Source organism: Streptomyces sp. TRM70350, from assembly GCF_019219825.1.
Taxonomy (GTDB): domain Bacteria; phylum Actinomycetota; class Actinomycetes; order Streptomycetales; family Streptomycetaceae; genus Streptomyces.
This window is the reverse complement of record NZ_JAHUXH010000009.1, coordinates 88,952-104,270: the sequence shown is the minus strand read 5'-3', so window position 1 is coordinate 104,270 and position 15,319 is coordinate 88,952. Positions and strand designations below refer to the sequence as shown.

13 protein-coding genes are annotated in these 15,319 nt (G+C 72.1%); 4 read left to right on the top strand and 9 right to left on the bottom strand.

Annotation, left to right across the window (positions count from 1 at the left end; genetic code table 11):
* Nucleotides 1-73: 73 nt before the first annotated feature.
* From KWI83_RS16735 to KWI83_RS16720, 4 genes are all read right to left on the bottom strand, one after another.
* The gene (locus KWI83_RS16735; protein ID WP_218515151.1) at nucleotides 74-3,331 is read right to left on the bottom strand and encodes an SAV_2336 N-terminal domain-related protein; all 3,258 of its coding nucleotides are present in this window, start codon (nucleotides 3,329-3,331) and stop codon (nucleotides 74-76) included.
* A gap of 3 nt (nucleotides 3,332-3,334) precedes the next feature.
* Entirely contained in the window at nucleotides 3,335-4,357 is a 1,023-nt protein-coding gene (locus KWI83_RS16730) for a MoxR family ATPase (protein ID WP_218515150.1), read from the bottom strand.
* Nucleotides 4,358-4,526: 169 nt separating this feature from the next.
* Nucleotides 4,527-6,482 (bottom strand): trypsin-like peptidase domain-containing protein, encoded by a 1,956-nt coding sequence (locus KWI83_RS16725; protein ID WP_218515149.1) that lies wholly within the window; start codon nucleotides 6,480-6,482, stop codon nucleotides 4,527-4,529.
* On the bottom strand, nucleotides 6,475-6,828 hold the full coding sequence (locus KWI83_RS16720) for a CU044_2847 family protein (protein ID WP_218515148.1): 354 nt from the start codon (nucleotides 6,826-6,828) through the stop codon (nucleotides 6,475-6,477). The genes KWI83_RS16725 and KWI83_RS16720 overlap by 8 nt, the downstream gene beginning before the upstream one ends.
* Before the next feature lie 134 nt (nucleotides 6,829-6,962).
* Here KWI83_RS16720 and KWI83_RS16715 point away from each other — a divergent pair, with 134 nt between their 5' ends.
* Nucleotides 6,963-7,142: a DUF6104 family protein gene (locus tag KWI83_RS16715; protein WP_152776632.1), complete on the top strand. Its 180-nt coding sequence runs from the start codon at nucleotides 6,963-6,965 to the stop codon at nucleotides 7,140-7,142.
* 147 nt (nucleotides 7,143-7,289) lie between these two features.
* On the opposite strand, the gene KWI83_RS16710 is transcribed toward KWI83_RS16715, so the two are convergent.
* On the bottom strand, nucleotides 7,290-8,105 hold the full coding sequence (locus KWI83_RS16710; RefSeq protein WP_218515147.1) for a hypothetical protein: 816 nt from the start codon (nucleotides 8,103-8,105) through the stop codon (nucleotides 7,290-7,292).
* A gap of 191 nt (nucleotides 8,106-8,296) precedes the next feature.
* Between KWI83_RS16710 and KWI83_RS16705 the strand changes: the two genes are divergently transcribed.
* Entirely contained in the window at nucleotides 8,297-9,241 is a 945-nt protein-coding gene (locus KWI83_RS16705) for a DUF4097 family beta strand repeat-containing protein (protein ID WP_218515146.1), read from the top strand.
* Between the two features lies 1 nt (nucleotide 9,242).
* The gene (locus KWI83_RS16700; RefSeq protein ID WP_218515145.1) at nucleotides 9,243-10,286 is read left to right on the top strand and encodes a PadR family transcriptional regulator; all 1,044 of its coding nucleotides are present in this window, start codon (nucleotides 9,243-9,245) and stop codon (nucleotides 10,284-10,286) included.
* 95 nt (nucleotides 10,287-10,381) lie between these two features.
* Here the strand turns inward: KWI83_RS16700 and KWI83_RS16695 are convergent, their stop codons facing one another.
* From KWI83_RS16695 to KWI83_RS16680, 4 genes are all read right to left on the bottom strand, one after another.
* Entirely contained in the window at nucleotides 10,382-10,945 is a 564-nt protein-coding gene (locus KWI83_RS16695) for a Clp protease N-terminal domain-containing protein (protein WP_218515281.1), read from the bottom strand.
* Nucleotides 10,945-11,154 (bottom strand): helix-turn-helix domain-containing protein, encoded by a 210-nt coding sequence (locus tag KWI83_RS16690; protein ID WP_218515144.1) that lies wholly within the window; start codon nucleotides 11,152-11,154, stop codon nucleotides 10,945-10,947. The genes KWI83_RS16695 and KWI83_RS16690 overlap by 1 nt, the downstream gene beginning before the upstream one ends.
* A gap of 121 nt (nucleotides 11,155-11,275) precedes the next feature.
* Nucleotides 11,276-12,241: a zinc-binding dehydrogenase gene (locus KWI83_RS16685; protein ID WP_218515143.1), complete on the bottom strand. Its 966-nt coding sequence runs from the start codon at nucleotides 12,239-12,241 to the stop codon at nucleotides 11,276-11,278.
* Between the two features lie 292 nt (nucleotides 12,242-12,533).
* Nucleotides 12,534-13,757 (bottom strand): NADP-dependent malic enzyme, encoded by a 1,224-nt coding sequence (locus KWI83_RS16680; protein WP_218515142.1) that lies wholly within the window; start codon nucleotides 13,755-13,757, stop codon nucleotides 12,534-12,536.
* Between the two features lie 569 nt (nucleotides 13,758-14,326).
* On the opposite strand from KWI83_RS16680, the gene KWI83_RS16675 reads away from it, so the two are divergent.
* Entirely contained in the window at nucleotides 14,327-15,289 is a 963-nt protein-coding gene (locus KWI83_RS16675) for an ABC transporter substrate-binding protein (RefSeq protein ID WP_218515141.1), read from the top strand.
* Nucleotides 15,290-15,319: the final 30 nt, after the last annotated feature.

The following is a 15,319-nucleotide window of genomic DNA, read 5'->3' as shown; positions in this document are numbered from 1 at the left end:
GAGGTTTCCGGAACCGGGCCCTTCGCCGTCCCGGGGTCGTCCCGGGGTCTGTGGGGGTCGTCCGCCGGGACGGTCACTCGCTGCCCGTGTCGGGGCCGGGATCGGCGGTACGGGTGGTGCTGCCGAGTCGCTCGCGCAGGCGGGCGCGCTCCCGGCGGGCTTCGGCCAGCACGTCGTCCAGGCCCGCCTCCTGCGCGAGCTCGACGGCGTGTCCGTAGGCCTCGATCGCCCGGTGCAGATACGTGAGAGTCTCCTCTTCGTAGTGCAGGAGTTCGAGCATGGAGCCCCGGACCATCCAGCAGCGCACGAGGAACTCGGGCTCGTCCGAGCTGCGGATGGCCTCGCCCATCGTCCATTCCGCCTCGTACAGGTCGGACAGCACCTGCTGGATGTCGTAGCGCCTGACGTGGGCCTGACCCAGTCCGGCCCAGCGAAACGGGATGCCGGGATGGCCCGGTGGGGTGTCCTGGAGGGCCGTGCGCAGCACGGAGACGGCCCGGGTGGCGTCGTCGGCCGACGCATGCGCCACGCCCCTGTCCATCAGCGCCGTGCCGTAGTCGTACAGCAGGTCGGCCCGGCCCGGATCGTCCTCGCCCAGCAGCCGTTCGGCCTGCGCCCACGCCTCGACGGCGTGGTCCAACTGGTCGGGGTCGCCGGTCCGGTCGTGGGCCGCCTGATAGACGCGCGCCGAGCGCACATAGCACTCACGCCGCAGCGCCACGTCCTCACTCGCGGCCCGCAGCGCCTGATCCACGGCGTACAGCAGCTGGCGATCCCGGTTCTCGTCGTCCGGCGCCCGGGCGATCTCGGTGGCCGACGCCACCGCCAGCCAGGCCCGGCAGCGCTCCTCTTCCGACAGGACGCGCTTGCCGCGGGCCGCGGCCCGGAAGTCGTCCATGGCACGCAACGCCAGGTCGGCGGCCCGGTCCGGCAACGGCCGGGACGTCCGCACCCGCCCCTGTCCGGCGTACTGCCGGGCCAGATCCAGCAGCAACTGCCCCCGTACGATCTGTGCTCGCTCCCGCCCGGGGAAGGTCAGCCGGACATCGGACGCGTCGACGGCCCACTGAAGGTGCGTGAGGTACCACTCCTCGGGGTCGTGCGCCGGGTAGGGCCCGTCCGCCCCGGGGTGGTCGGCGCCCGCCTCCGCGATGGCCCGGCGCACGTACGGCAGGGTCGCGGCGGCGGTCCGGGGACCGTTCAGGCCCTCGGGGCAGGAGACCGCGCCCCGCATCGCCAGGGACAGGTCCCGGTCGGCCAGGTACAGCAGCACGGCACGGGCGAACTCCTCCGCCCGGTACCGGCCGTGTGCCGCAACGCGCGCCCAGTCCCGCAGGCTGCCGGGGACGCCCTCGAAGTCGAGGCCGCGGCCACTCACCTCACCGGAGAGCGCCCAGCAGACCAGCCCGCGTGTGAGGCTTCCGGGGGCCCCGAGCCGATCCGGGGCCCTGATCGCCTCCCAGGCGTCCCGCAGGTCGTCCCCGACCCTACGCACCCGCCAGCGCACCAGCAGGGCGTTGGCCAGTTCCTCGGCCGCGGACAGCCGTTCCGGATCCGGTGCCGAGATCTCCAGCGCCTGCTGCAAGTACCGTACGGCGGCGTCGAGTTCGCGGGTGAGGCCCTCTCCCTCGAACCGCCCTATGGCCCGCTTGGCCTTGCCGAGCAGCTCCCCGGCGGTGAGCTCCGGCCGCTTCGGGGCCGCCGGGATCCGCGCACCGAGGTCCCGCAGCACGTCCGCCGACACCTCGGCGAACGCCCGCAGCCCGGCCGGTTCGTCCTCGACCGGGCCGACGAGCGGCACCGGCGCCTCCGGGGCCACCGCTCCGCGCAGGAACGCCCCGGCCAGGGCGGGGAAGTTGCGCACGCTGCGCCCGAACTTCCGGTCCACGTACTCGGAGCAGTGCTTGAACAGCAGCTGAGCCTCCTCCAGGGCGAGCCGCGACCGCAGCTCGCTCGCCACCCCCGGCAGGAAGTCGTAGCGCACGGCCCGCGGGTCGTCCGCGTCCTCCCGGCGCCTGAGCAGCCCGCCGAGCAGCACCTCGGACAGCGCCTCGGGGCCGCTGCCGGCCAGCATGGCGTGCTGGACGAGCTGCATGACCGGCAGGTACAGCGGCACCGCCGACAGGTACACGGCGAGGCGGCGGGCCTCCGGTGAGGCAGCCCGCCAGAAGACCCGGACGCGCTCGGCGCCGCTGAGGTCCTCCGCGGCCCGCACCGGCGCGCGGGACTCGGCGTGGTCGGCGAGCACCCAGCCGGCCGCCGCGGCCAGCGACTGCCCCGTGGTGCCCGACACCAGCCGGGCCCAGCCCTCCACCGAGCCACGGCGCAGCGCCAGCACGGGGACGGGCAGCGCGCCCTGTGCGACCCGCCCGTTGTCCGGCTGGAACTCCAGCGTCCCGGCCGGACCTTCGCGGCGGCGCAGCATGCCGCGCCGGGCGGGCAGATGGGTGCGCAGCCACATCCGTTGCGGCAACGGCTGGACCACGGCGACGGGCGCGGTCGACGCCCAGCGGTACAGCAGCCGCTGCATCCGGCCGCTGCGCCACATGGGGCCCGCGCAGTCGCTGAGGACGAGGGTCAGGCGTCGCCCGGTCGGGTCGCTGAGCTGCTCGGGAGCGTGCAGTGGGCGGGTGTGCTCGGCTGTGGCGGCGTACCCGGGAAGACCGCCGGGGGTCTCGTGCAGGTACTGCACCCGTACTTCCCGGAAGGCGCCGGCGCGTTCGCAGACCTGGCGCAGCTCGTCGAGCATCTGCTGCCAGACCACGGTGGAGGTGGAGACGTCCATCAGGAGCAGCAGCCGTGCCTCGCGGCGCCGCTCGGTCCGCAGCACGGGCAGCACGATCCCGGACTCGGCGGCCCGTTCGGCGGTGGCCCGCTCGTCGAGGGTGCGCGGCACGGGGCGTACGGGTGCGCGGTAGCGCTGGAGGGGGCGCAACCCGCGTTGCAGGGCGAGGGGTTCCGGCAGCACCGGTGCGGCGGGGACGCTCACGGGCGCCATCCGTGCGCCGGTGGCGTCGCCTCCGGGGCCGGGGGCGAACAGCCGGGCGCCGTCGGGATGCCGGTCCTGGCCGTCCGCCGTGAGCGGGCCGTCCGCGGCCGGCCGTAAGGACAGCGGATCGGTGCCGTCCGCCGGTGCGGGCGTGCGGCTCGGCGGGCCGGGGGAGGTGACGCCCGGCTGCCGGTGGGGGGCGGGCAGGTGGTGGGCCAGCCACAGGGCGTCCGCGAGCTCCTCCACGTCGGGAACGATGCCCGCGTCGCGCATGCGTGCGACCAGCGCCGCGAGCGCGTCGCTCATGGCGCCGGCCGGGATGCCGGAAGCTCGCGTGGACATCGGCTACCTGGGCCCCCGGTCCAGGGGCTGCATCAGCAGCTCCGAGATCTCCTCGCGCCGTGCCGGGTCCCGGGCGGCGTGCTGAGCCAGGAAGATGGCGTTCAGGAGCTGGTCGGTGGGGCGCAGCGCGCCGTCCGCCTCGGCCTCCGTGAAGTGGTCGACGATGTCGTGGTTGGCCTCGTAGGCGTCCTGACCGAAGTGTGCCTGCACCAGCGCGGCGAGGCGTTCGTCGCGGGGCGCCTTGAGGTCCAGCGGGATGCAGCGGCGCAGCAGCGGGGCGGGGAACTCGCGCTCCCGGTTGCTGGTCATGACGACGAACGGGAACGCCCGGCAGCACACCTGCCCCTGCGTCACCTCGACCTTGCGTCCGTCGTCGGTGAGCACCCGCACCACCGGCGTCCGGTCGGCGATCCGCTCCAGCTCGGGGATCGCGAACCGGCCCTCCTCCAGGACGTTCAGCAGGTCGTTCGGCAGGTCGATGTCGCTCTTGTCCAGCTCGTCGATGAGCAGCACGCGGGGCCGCTCGGCGGCGAGCAGCGCGGTGCCGAGCGGGCCGAGCCTGATGTACCGGCCGATGTCCTCGGACTCCGGTCCGGACGCCGGCGTGCGGGTCTCGGCGGCCCGCCTGAGCTGGGCGTCCTGGAGCCGGCCGATGGCGTCGTACGTGTAGAGGCCGTCCCGCAGTTCGCTGCGGCTGACGATGGGCCATTCGAGTACCCGGCCCAGTCCGAGTTCGTACGCGACGGAGTGCGCGAGCGTCGACTTGCCGACGCCCGGTTCGCCGGTCACGAGCAGCGGGCGCCTCAAGTACAGGGCGGCGTTGACGAGTTCGAGGGTGTCCGGGTCCTGGATCGGCAGCGGAGCGGTGCCGGTGCCGAGCCTGCGACGGGTGGCGGAGTCGAGGACCGGGACGTCGTACGACACGACCGGGGCGTCGAAGGCCCGCCACGGCGGCGGCTCGGGCAGCCGGTCGATCCTGGCCGGATCCGGACGCCCGCTGCCCTGGTAGACGAACCACTCGCTCATGCTGCGCTCCTCGTCGACGGTCGGTGGTGGTCCACGTCCTGGCCGACAGGGGCGGTGCGCGCCCACAACGGGCCCGTGGAAATGTACCCATGTCCGGCCTGCGGCACAGATCTTTTCGGCCGGCCGCCGCCGGTGCCCTTCGGCCGGTGGCGCCGGACGCGCGGGGTGCTCACAGCGGCGCGTCCAGGGTTCCGGTCTCCTCCGCGGGGAGGGGACGGCGCGGGTCGTCGTACAGCAGCGCCAGCGGTTCGGCCCAGGTGTGGTCGGCACGCCGCTCGCTGATGTCCTGCCGCAGATGCCGCAGCCGGTCCGGGAGTTCGGCGAGCGAGTCGAGGGTGCCGAGGAGTTCCTGCGCCTTGACGTAGAGGGTGTCGCAGTCCTCGGCACAGGCGCGGGTGACGTGTCCCTCGATGTGCCAGAGGGCGACGCCGTGCCCGTTCTCCAGCGCGAGCTTCATCGCCGTCCGCCCCGGACCGCGGCCGGCCGGGCGGCACATCACGGGGATGCGGTCGAAGGCCGCGTCCCGGTAGCCGCGGCCGGTGGTCACGACACCGCGCTGCGGGGTGCGCCAGCCGACGAAGCGTCGCTGGGCGGTCATGGCCTGCCAGCGGTCGGCCCACAGTTTGTCCGGATCTCCCCGGCGCGCGAGGCAACGCAGCACCACCCGGCGGCGCGCGCCGAGGTGTCCCACGTCGTCGAGCTGGGCGATGTCGTCGAAGCGCCAGCGGTGCACCGCGGTGTCGAAGTACTCGGCGGGCAGGGCCACTTCGAGCGGCACCGGCCGGTCCTGCCGGTCCTTGGCCCGCAGCAGGTCGCCCAGCGGCCTGCGCAGCGCCTGGACCAGCTCCCCGGGGAGCCTGCCGTGGACGGAGTCGTCGGTCTCGTACAGCTCCGGCTCACCGGTGGCGTCGCCGCCGTCGAGCCAGATCTGCCAGAAGAAGCGGGTGGGCCGCGAGCCGATCACCGGGTCGAGGAGGACGGCGACCGTGGGGCCCTCGCCCGGGCCGGGATACGGGATCACGATGCGGTCGGGCCGCTCCGCCGGGGCGGGACGCAAGTCGTCCGGGAGCCGTACGTCACGGACGAAGGCATGCATCTCACGGCGCGGGTCCCGGCGCAGCCGCCGCTCGATCCAGCCGCCGAGCGCGGGGCACGGCTCGCCCCGGGAGCGTGTGTAGGCCTCGACGAACTTCAGGTAACGCAGGAACGTGAGCGCATCGAGCGGGTGCGCGCCCTCGTAGAGCAGCCCGTAGCCGTCGCGCCAGGTCCGCAGGTCGGGCGTCGGCCCCGGCCACTTGGTGCCGCTGCGGGCCCGCGTCGCGAGGATCTCGACGGTGGGCGCGTCGGGCAGCGCGGCCAGCAGGTTCAGCGCCTCCCGCCGGTCCGCCGGTGTCCACCCCGTACCGCCGTCGGCGGCGGGCCCGGCCTGCTGGTCGATCCAGTTGTCCCCGCTCTCGGAGACCGGCTCCGTGCCGTGCCAGCGGTCGTGCGCGGCGATGACGGTGCGGTAGGTCTCGCCGAACCGGCGCATCGCCGCGATCGCGACCGCCTTCCCCCCGTCCTGCTGCTTGCGCCGCGACTTCACCAGTCCCACGACGGCCCCGGTGACCGGGTCGAGCAGCGGGCCGCCCGAGACCCCGGCCGGAAAGTCGATGTCGGGCTTGATGATCAGCCCGTACCCGTCCTCCTGGCCGTTGATGTCGGCGTCCACGGCCCGGGCGTGGGTGTGCGGCGGCTCGGGATAGTGGCCGTACACCTTGACGTGACCGGAGTGCCGGACCGCCCGGTCGGCCAGCCACACACACTCGTGCGGATGCTCGTCGGCCTCGCCCAGCAGGCGCACCAGGGCCATGTCCTCGTCCAGGGGTACGACGGGCCGGTCGGGGTCGGTCAGGAGCCACTCCGCGAGCCGTGCCTCGGCGTCGACACCCTCGCCCCGCACCCGGAAGGTCAGCTCCCGGTCCGCCTTCAGGTGCTGGCGCAGCACATGGGCCGCCGTCAGCACCCAGCCCGGGGCCACGAAGAAGCCGCTGCCCCACAGGGGCTTGTCCTCCCCGTCGGCCGGGCGCAGGTGCACGGTGGCGGCCTTGGCCAGGGCGTGCAGGCGTTCGTTGCGCTCAGTCATGCGCCAGTGGATCCCGGATGGGGTCGGCCTGCCGGTCGAACTGCCAGGTCAGGGTCACCTGGAGCGAGGCCTTGGCCTCTCCCCGGGCGAGGACGGCGACGGCCAGGCCCTCCTTGGCGGTCAGCTCCACTCCGAAGGTGATGGCGGCCTCGGTGGGTCTGGCGGCACGGGCGGCGTCGAGCACCGTGCTGCCCACGCCGGTGATCAGTTCCTGGAGCTGCTCGACCTTGGCCCGCGCGGTCTCCGTGAAGCCGACGTCCTCCTGGTCTCCGTAGGCGTCCGCGCTTGCGATCCGGGCGGTGACGACCATGCCGTTGGGCAGTTCGATGTCCTGGATATGACTCATGCCGCGCCCCCGTCGAGCTTGCGTGCCGTCCAACCGGCCACAGCCGGTCCGCACTTGAACCGTGACGAGGCTAGCCTTCCGTACGGCTCCCGGGTGAGGCCGCTAACGCGCCAAGTGGCGCATATTCTGAAGGCATGTACTTCACCGACCGAGGCATCGAAGAGCTGGAGAAGCGGCGCGGCGAGGAGGAGATCACCTTCGAGTGGCTCGCCGAGCAACTGCGCACGTTCGTCGATCTGAATCCGGACTTCGAGGTGCCGGTGGAGCGGCTGGCGACATGGCTGGCGCGGCTGGACGACGAGGACGAGGAGTAGGGCGCTGGGCGCGGGGGTGTCGGCCGACGGCCGGGAGTGCGGTTGCGGGCGCCTTCGGGCGCCCTTTGTGTGTCGTCGTCGTGTGGCGTGTGCCCGTCTTGTGATGTGCCCGTCGTGTGGCGTGGGCCCGTCGTGTGGCCTGTGCCGTCAGTCGCGCGGATGCGTCAGGTGGTACGTCAGGCCCAGTGCGCCGTGGGCCACGAGGAGCAGGCCCGCGGTGACCCAGCCGAGGCTGTGGCGGCGTACGCCCCAGGTGGCCAGCGGGAGACCCACGGCCACCTGGGCGAGGGCTAGGGTGCGGGCCCTGGGGTCGCCGGATCCGGGGAGGTAGGGGATCAGGCGGCTGGTGCCCACGACGCCGGGGGGCGTCTCGTGTCGGCCCGGCCACTCGATCGTGCGGGCGTCCGGCCGGGCGTGCGCCGCGTCGAGGAGGCGGGCGGTGGGCGTGCCGGGGGTGAGGCCGGGAGGCAGGACGATGCCCGGGCGCGTGAGGACCGCGAGGAGGGCGCGCAGGCGGGCGGGGGCATCGGAGGCGGGGTCCGGTTTCGTGAGGCGGTCCAGGGCCTGCGTGTCGAGGACCGGGTCCAGGCCGAGACGGGCGGCGAAGGTGCGCATGGCCTCGTCCTCGCCCGCGGGGGTGCCGTTCGCGAGCCAGTCGTAGCCGACGGGGCGGCGGAAGCCGGAGGCCAGGGTGTAGCCGGCGCGGTCCGGGTCCCACCACAGGGCGAGTACGGGCCAGGGGGCGCTGACCGCGAGCGCGGTGGCCCAGCCGGTGAGGACACGGTCGACGGGTTCGGCGCCGCGCAGCCAGGGGCTGCCCTCGGGGACGAGGACGCTCCAGTCGTCGCCGGCGCGGGTGAGGAGCATGCGCTCGCGAAGCAGGTGGGCGACGGGGGCGACGGCGTCGGGGGCCGTCCGGCACAGGAGCAGGGCGCCGGTGGCCTGGGGGGCTTCCGTCGACATGCTCACACGGTAGGGGCATCTGTTCCGCTTTGCCCTGGTTCAGAGGGTGCGGAGGGCGCCGAGTCACCGAAAAGAGTGTCTTGACTTCCGACGGCCACGATATATCGTGAATCAAGTAAGACGCGATATGGCGCGTCGAGCTCTGTCCGTCCGGTCCGGCGTGCGCCCGGCAGGTCGAGGAGGTCAGCACGATGTCCGAATGGTCCATCGCCGAGCCGAGCAAGCTCACCTTCGACGAGCCCGTGAGTGAACTCCACGTACGCATCGTCAACGGCACGGTGAACGTGGTGGGGACCGACGAAGGTTCCGCCCGCCTGGAGGTCGGCGAGATCGACGGACCGCCGTTGATCGTCACCCAGCAGGGCGGCACGCTCACGGTGGCGTACGAGGACCTGCCCTGGAAGGGCTTCCTCAAGTGGCTCGACCGCAAGGGCTGGCGCCGCAGCGCAGAGGTGTCGCTGGCGGTTCCGGTGCGTACACGCGTGGAGGTGGGCGTCGTCAGCGCCGCCGCCGTGGTCTCCGGAATCGAGGGTCCCGCGGAGGTCAAGGGCGTCTCCGGGGACACCACGCTCGTCGGGCTCGCGGGACCGGTCCGCGCGGACACCGTCTCCGGGAACATGGAGGCCCAGGCCCTCAGCGGCGCCCTGCGCTTCAACTCCGTCTCGGGCGACCTGACCGTGGTCGAGGGCACGGGCTCCTCCGTCAAGGCCGACTCGGTCAGCGGCTCGATGATCGTCGACCTCGACCCGACCGGCAGCCCCACCGACGTCAGCCTGACCAGCGTCTCGGGCGAGATCGCCATCCGGCTGCCGCATCCGGCGGACGCGGAGGTGGAGGCCAACACCGCGAGCGGGGCCGTCTCCAACGCCTTCGAGGACCTCCGGGTCACGGGCCAGTGGGGCGCCAAGCGCATCACCGGCCGCCTCGGCGCGGGCAACGGCCGGCTGAAGGCCACGACCGTCTCCGGCTCGATCGCCCTGCTGCGCCGCCCGCCCGTGGAGGACGACGGACCGTGGGCCGACCCGGCGGACGAACCGCGCGACGCCTCGGGGGACAATTCGGATTCCGGTCCGGGCGAGGGTGCGACGCCGACCAGCGCCCCGGCCGATGGCACGACCGACAAGAAGGTGCTCTGACATGCCCCCCGTCTTCGCTCACGGCCGCCTCCGCCTCTACCTGCTGAAGCTGCTCGACGAGGCCCCGCGCCACGGCTACGAAGTGATCCGCCTCCTTGAGGAACGCTTCCAGGGGCTGTACGCGCCGTCGGCCGGCACCGTCTACCCGCGTCTGGCCAAGCTGGAGGCCGAGGGCCTGGTCACCCACACCACCGAGGGCGGCCGCAAGGTGTACGCCATCACGGACGCCGGCCGCGCCGAGCTGGCCGACCGCAGCGGTGAACTGGCCGACCTGGAGCTGGAGATCCGCGAGTCGGTGGCCGAGCTGGCCGCCGAGATCCGTGCCGATGTGCGGGGCGCCGCGGGCGATCTGCGGCGCGAGATGCGCGCGGCGATGAGCGAGGCCCGCAACGGCGGCGCTGTGGGCGGTGACGTCGGGGACTTCGCCGAGTACACCGACAAGGAGGCCTGGCGCGCCGCGAAGGAGGAGATGCGGCGGGTCAAGCAGGAGTGGAAGGAGCAGGCCCGGCGCGCCAAGGACGAGAGCCGTCGGGCCCGTGAGGAGGCCCAGCGGGCACGGCGCCAGGCCAAGGAGGCACAGGAGCGGGCCAGGGCGCAGGCGCAGGAGGAGGTGCAGCGCATCGCCCAGCGGGTTCAGGAGCGGGTGCAGGACCACTTCACGCGGGGCGACTGGCCGACGGGACTGCGCGAGGGCCTGACGGAACTCGCCAAGGAGTTCGGTGAGTTCGGGAAGGACTTCGGCAAGGAGTTCGGCAAGGACCTGGGCTTCGGGCGGGGCGGAGCGGCCGGGCCGACGCGGGCGCCGGAGTACTCGACGACCCCGGAGGACTTCCCGGCCGACTACGAGCCGGCCTGGTCCCACGACGACTCCTCCACCGGCGACCCGGCCCGCGACCTGGACCGCCTCCTCGACCGCTTCCGCGACGACATCCGCGACGCGGCCCGCGACCACGGGGTGACGCCGGACCAACTCCGGGATGCCCGTCGCCACCTGTCGACGGCCGCGGCGCATATCGGGGCCTTGCTGCGGGCGCCGAAGGGGTAGGCGCGCGAGGCCGGGGGGGTGACCGAAGGGCGGGGGTTGGCCGAGGGGCGGTAACCCTTTTTGCCTGCGGGCGGGACTTGGCGGAGGCCCCGGCTTCAGCCCGCCTTGGCCTCTCCCCCACCGCCCAGTACGCGCGTCACCGACTCGTACGTGACGCCGTGGTCGGCGAGCACCTCTGCGGCGACGCCCGGGCGGGCGGTCAGGGCGAGGAGGATGTGTTCGTCACCGATGTGCCGCTCGCGGCGGGCGACGGCGATGCGCAGCGACTTCTCCAGTACGGCCTTGGCGCCCCGGCTGAAGGAACGGTGCCCGCCCCACCACCCTCTGCCCTTCCGGTCACCGGCCATCGCGCCGACGCCGTGCGCCTCCTCCACCCGGGAGACGATCTCCGAGACGTCGATCCCCAGCCCGGCCAGCGCGTCGGCCTCGGCCTGCGACAGCCCCGCACGCCGCCGGGCCTCCTCCAGTGCCCGCGCCACCGACTCCCGGCGCTGGGCCAGCCCGAGCGCGGCCAACGCGAACGAACCCCGACCGGCCCCACGGTCGAGCACGGCGAGCAGCAGATGCTCCGCGTCAACGGTCTGCGCCCCCGCCCCCTCGCACTGCTCGACGGCACCCTTCACCACAGCCCGGGCATCCTTCGTGAACCGTTCGAACATCATCGCCTCCCGTACTTCTTGTGCACGGCCTGCCTGCTCACACCGAGTTCCGCGGCGATCTCCTGCCACGACCAGCCCTGATGGCGCGCACTGCGCACCTGCACGGCCTCCAACTGCTCCAGCAGCCGCCGCAACGCGGCGACGGCCCGCAGCCCGACCCGTGGATCGCGGTCACCGGCCCGCTCGGCGAGTTCGGTAGCTTTGGTCATGACGTCAACCTACGTTGACACACCGCATACCGTCAACCCTGGTTGACAAGGCCGGGTCGCAGACAGACAACAGCGGCCGGTCCGTAACCGGACCGGCCGCCGTACTGACCACCAGAAACCGTCAGCCGTTGCTGAGCACGATCTTCCCGAACTGCTCGCCCGACTCCAGCCGTTCGAAGCCCTCCCGGGCCCGGTCCATCGGCAGCACCTCGTCGATGACGGGACGTACGCCGGTGGCGGCACAGAAGGACAGCAGGTCCTCCAGTTCCTCCTTGGTGCCCATCGTGGAACCGACGACCTTCAGCTCCAGGAAGAAGATCCGGGTCAGTTCGGCGTGGGACGGCCGGTCACCGCTGGTGGCGCCGGAGATGACGAGCGTGCCGCCGGGGCGCAGCGACTTCACCGAGTGCGACCAGGTGGCGGCACCGACGGTCTCGATGACGGCGTCGACGCGCTGCGGCAGCCGCGCCCCCGACTCCAGCGCCTCCACGGCCCCCAGCTCCAGCGCGCGCTTGCGCTTGGCCTCGTCCCGGCTGGTCGCGAAGACGCGCAGCCCGGCGGCCTTGCCGAGCACGATCGCGGCCGTGGCGACACCACCACCGGCGCCCTGCACGAGCACCGAGTCGCCGGGGCGGACGCCGGCGTTGGTGAAGAGCATGCGGTACGCCGTCAGCCACGCGGTCGGCAGGCAGGCGGCCTCCGCGAAGGAGAGTTCCTTCGGCTTGGGGAGGATGTTCCAGGTCGGCACGGCGACCTGGTCGGCGAACGTCCCCTGGTAGCGCTCGGTGAGGATGGAACGGGGTTCCTTCGGGCCGACCCCGTGCCCCGTCTGGCCGATGACGGAGTGCAGGACGACCTCGTTGCCGTCCTCGTCGACGCCGGCGGCGTCACAGCCGAGGATCATCGGCAGCTTGTCCTCTGCGAGGCCCACGCCGCGCAGGGACCAGAGGTCGTGGTGGTTGAGGGAGGCGGCCTTGACGTCGACGACACTCCAGCCGGGCCTGGCCTCGGGGGCGGGGCGCTCCCCCAACTCCAGGCCGCTCAGCGGCTGGTCGCGGTCGATTCGGGCGGCGTAGACAGCGAACATGCAGCCGACGATAGATTCCAGGAGGGGCCGATGGAACGCCGGGAGCCTGTGAGACACACCCTCTTGCCATAGCGACGCGGCCGACCGCAACGCCCCATGGGCGCGGGAAACTGCGCGACCAGCCCACGACGACCCGCACCGAACCACAGCCCCCACCGCACCCCCAAACCCGCACCCGCCAACGACGCCCCACCCCCGCCTGCGACGCCCACCCCTCAAGCACCCGAACGGACGGACGGGTGGGCAAAGCAATGGCCCCGCCCAAACCGGACGGGGCCATCAAAAACAGGCGTCAGCGCCGAGCAACGCCTTCCGCCCGCGCCGCCGCAGCAACAGCCGCGGTCACCGCAGGGGTGACCCGCTCATCGAACGGCGACGGAATGACGTAGTCCGCGGCGAGGTCGTCCCCGACCACACCCGCCAGCGCCTCGGCCGCCGCGATCTTCATGCCCTCGGTGATCCGGGACGCCCGCACCTGCAGCGCCCCCGCGAAGATCCCCGGAAACGCCAGCACGTTGTTGATCTGGTTCGGGAAGTCCGACCGGCCCGTCGCGACGACCGCCGCGTACTTGTGCGCCACATCGGGGTGCACCTCGGGATTCGGGTTGGCCATCGCGAACACGAACGCGCCCTCGGCCATGGACGCGACGGCCGCCTCCGGCACCGTACCGCCGGAGACGCCGATGAACACGTCCGCACCCTCCAGCGCCGCCTCCAGCGACCCGGAGAGCCCCGCCTTGTTGGTGAACCCGGCGAGCTCCCGCTTGACCGGCGTCAGATCCTCGCGGTCGACGGAGACGACGCCCTTGCGGTCGGCGACCGCGACGTCCCCGATCCCGGCCTCCACCAGCATCTTCGCGATCGCGACCCCGGCCGCGCCCGCGCCCGAGATGACCGCCCGCAGATCGGCGAGCGTCTTCCCGGTCAGCCGCGCGGCGTTCCGCAGCGCCGCCAGCGTCACGACCGCCGTGCCGTGCTGGTCGTCGTGGAAGACCGGGATGTCCAGCCGCTCCTGCAGCCTGCGCTCGATCTCGAAGCACCGCGGCGCCGAGATGTCCTCCAGGTTCACCCCGCCGAAGGAGGGCGCGAGGCGGACCACGGTCTCCACGATCTCGTCCACGTCCGTGCAGGCGAGCGCGATCGGCACCGCGTCCACCCCGCCGAACTGCTTGAACAGGATCGCCTTGCCCTCCATCACCGGGAGGGAGGCCTCGGGCCCGATGTCCCCGAGTCCGAGCACCGCCGTACCGTCGGTCACGACGGCGACGACGGACGACTTCCACGTGTAGTCGTGGACGAGTTCCGGCTGCTCGGCGATCGCGGTGCACACCTTCGCGACGCCGGGCGTGTACGCCAGGGACAGGTCGTCCTTGTCACGGACCGGCACGGTGGCCTGCACGGCCATCTTGCCGCCGCGGTGCAGCGCGAACGCCGGATCGAAGGAATCGAGGGGCTCGGCCCCTCCCTCCTGCTCCGTACTGCTGTCGCTGCGAGGATTGACGATCTCCGCTGCCACTTTGTGTGACCCCTTAGGTATTCATGGTTTGAGGGTGGGTCCACTCCTGGTGAGGAGTGGGCGGGCACCGCGTACGGCCCTGTGAGTGATGCGTACGGGCACATACGCGACGGGCGCGCCGCACACGCGCCCTGAGCCCCGGATGAGGGGTGTAAAGAACCTTCTTACCGGACGAGGGGTGTCGCCGACGAGTCCATAACAGGAAGATCACATGCCGGTGACATGACTCATACCTGAATATGGGGACAAGAGCCCGGCAAACCCTTGACAAGGACGCAATAGCCGCGAAGCACCACTTCCGTACATCCACATCCTGAGACGCACCGAAGATCTTGCGGCTGGAACCGTACATTCCCGTAGAAGGTCCGGTCGTGATGTACCGGAGTGGTCTGGTTCGGGGGTCACCCGTTATCCGATTTTGACATGGCGGGTCACCTGAATGCTCCAGTCCGAATGGCAAGATGCCCGTAATCACACGAGGTCGCGACACCCGAAGCTGTGTGTTCTCGTCGACCCATCGGCAACTGCCGCCCCATCGGCACTTCACCCATCCGCCGGAGGAACCCACAATGACCGCAAGCTCCACCCGTCGTACGACCGCCGCGCGTTCCCGGCTAGCCGCGGTCGGTGCGATCGCGGTCGCAGGCGCCCTGCTTCTCACCGGCTGCGGTGACCAGACGGAGAGCAGCGGCTCGGGCAGCACGGACCCCGCGACGCAGAGCGCCGCGCCGCTGGCCGACAAGCTGCCCAAGGAGATCCGCGACAAGGGCGTCATCAAGGTCGGTTCGGACATCGCGTACGCGCCGGTCGAGTTCAAGGACAGCTCCGGCAAGACGGTCGGCATCGACCCGGACATCGCCGCCGCCATGGGCAAGGAGCTCGGCGTGACGTTCGAGTTCGAGAACGGCACCTTCGACACCCTGATCACCGGTCTGCGCTCCAAGCGCTACGACATCGCCATGTCCGCAATGACCGACACCAAGGACCGCCAGGAGGGCATCGACCCCGACACCGGCAAGAAGGTCGGTGAGGGCGTCGACTTCGTGGACTACTTCATGGCCGGTGTCTCCATCTACACCAAGAAGGGGGACGACCAGGGCATCAAGACCTGGTCCGACCTGTGCGGCAAGAAGATCGTGCTGCAGCGTGGCACGGTCTCCGAGGACCTCGCCAAGGCCGAGGCCAAGAAGTGCCCGAAGAACAAGAAGCTGACCATCGAGGCCTTCGACAACGACCAGCAGGCCCAGACCCGCCTGCGCGCGGGCGGCGCCGACGCCGGCTCCTCCGACTTCCCGGTCGCCGCGTACGCCGTGAAGACCTCCGGCGGCGGCAACGACTTCCAGCTGGTCGGCGAGCAGGTCGAGGCCGCTCCGTACGGCATCGCGGTGGCCAAGAACAACACGCAGCTGCGGGACGCGCTCAAGGCCGCCCTGGATGCGATCATCGCCAACGGCGAGTACGACAAGATCATAAAGAAGTGGGGCGTCGAGGACGGCGCCGTCGACAAGGCCGTCATCAACGGCGGCAAGTGACCGCTCGGTCAGCGACCAGCGGCACTGAAA

Coding starts and splice junctions, on each gene's coding strand:
- KWI83_RS16700 (WP_218515145.1), top strand. CDS start 9,243: ATGCCCCCCGTCTTCGCTCACGGCCGCCTCCGCCTCTACCTGCTGAAG.
- KWI83_RS16675 (WP_218515141.1), top strand. CDS start 14,327: ATGACCGCAAGCTCCACCCGTCGTACGACCGCCGCGCGTTCCCGGCTA.
- KWI83_RS16705 (WP_218515146.1), top strand. CDS start 8,297: ATGTCCGAATGGTCCATCGCCGAGCCGAGCAAGCTCACCTTCGACGAG.
- KWI83_RS16695 (WP_218515281.1), bottom strand. CDS start 10,945: ATGTTCGAACGGTTCACGAAGGATGCCCGGGCTGTGGTGAAGGGTGCC.
- KWI83_RS16715 (WP_152776632.1), top strand. CDS start 6,963: ATGTACTTCACCGACCGAGGCATCGAAGAGCTGGAGAAGCGGCGCGGC.
- KWI83_RS16710 (WP_218515147.1), bottom strand. CDS start 8,105: ATGTCGACGGAAGCCCCCCAGGCCACCGGCGCCCTGCTCCTGTGCCGG.
- KWI83_RS16720 (WP_218515148.1), bottom strand. CDS start 6,828: ATGAGTCATATCCAGGACATCGAACTGCCCAACGGCATGGTCGTCACC.
- KWI83_RS16725 (WP_218515149.1), bottom strand. CDS start 6,482: ATGACTGAGCGCAACGAACGCCTGCACGCCCTGGCCAAGGCCGCCACC.
- KWI83_RS16685 (WP_218515143.1), bottom strand. CDS start 12,241: ATGTTCGCTGTCTACGCCGCCCGAATCGACCGCGACCAGCCGCTGAGC.
- KWI83_RS16690 (WP_218515144.1), bottom strand. CDS start 11,154: ATGACCAAAGCTACCGAACTCGCCGAGCGGGCCGGTGACCGCGATCCA.
- KWI83_RS16730 (WP_218515150.1), bottom strand. CDS start 4,357: ATGAGCGAGTGGTTCGTCTACCAGGGCAGCGGGCGTCCGGATCCGGCC.
- KWI83_RS16735 (WP_218515151.1), bottom strand. CDS start 3,331: ATGTCCACGCGAGCTTCCGGCATCCCGGCCGGCGCCATGAGCGACGCG.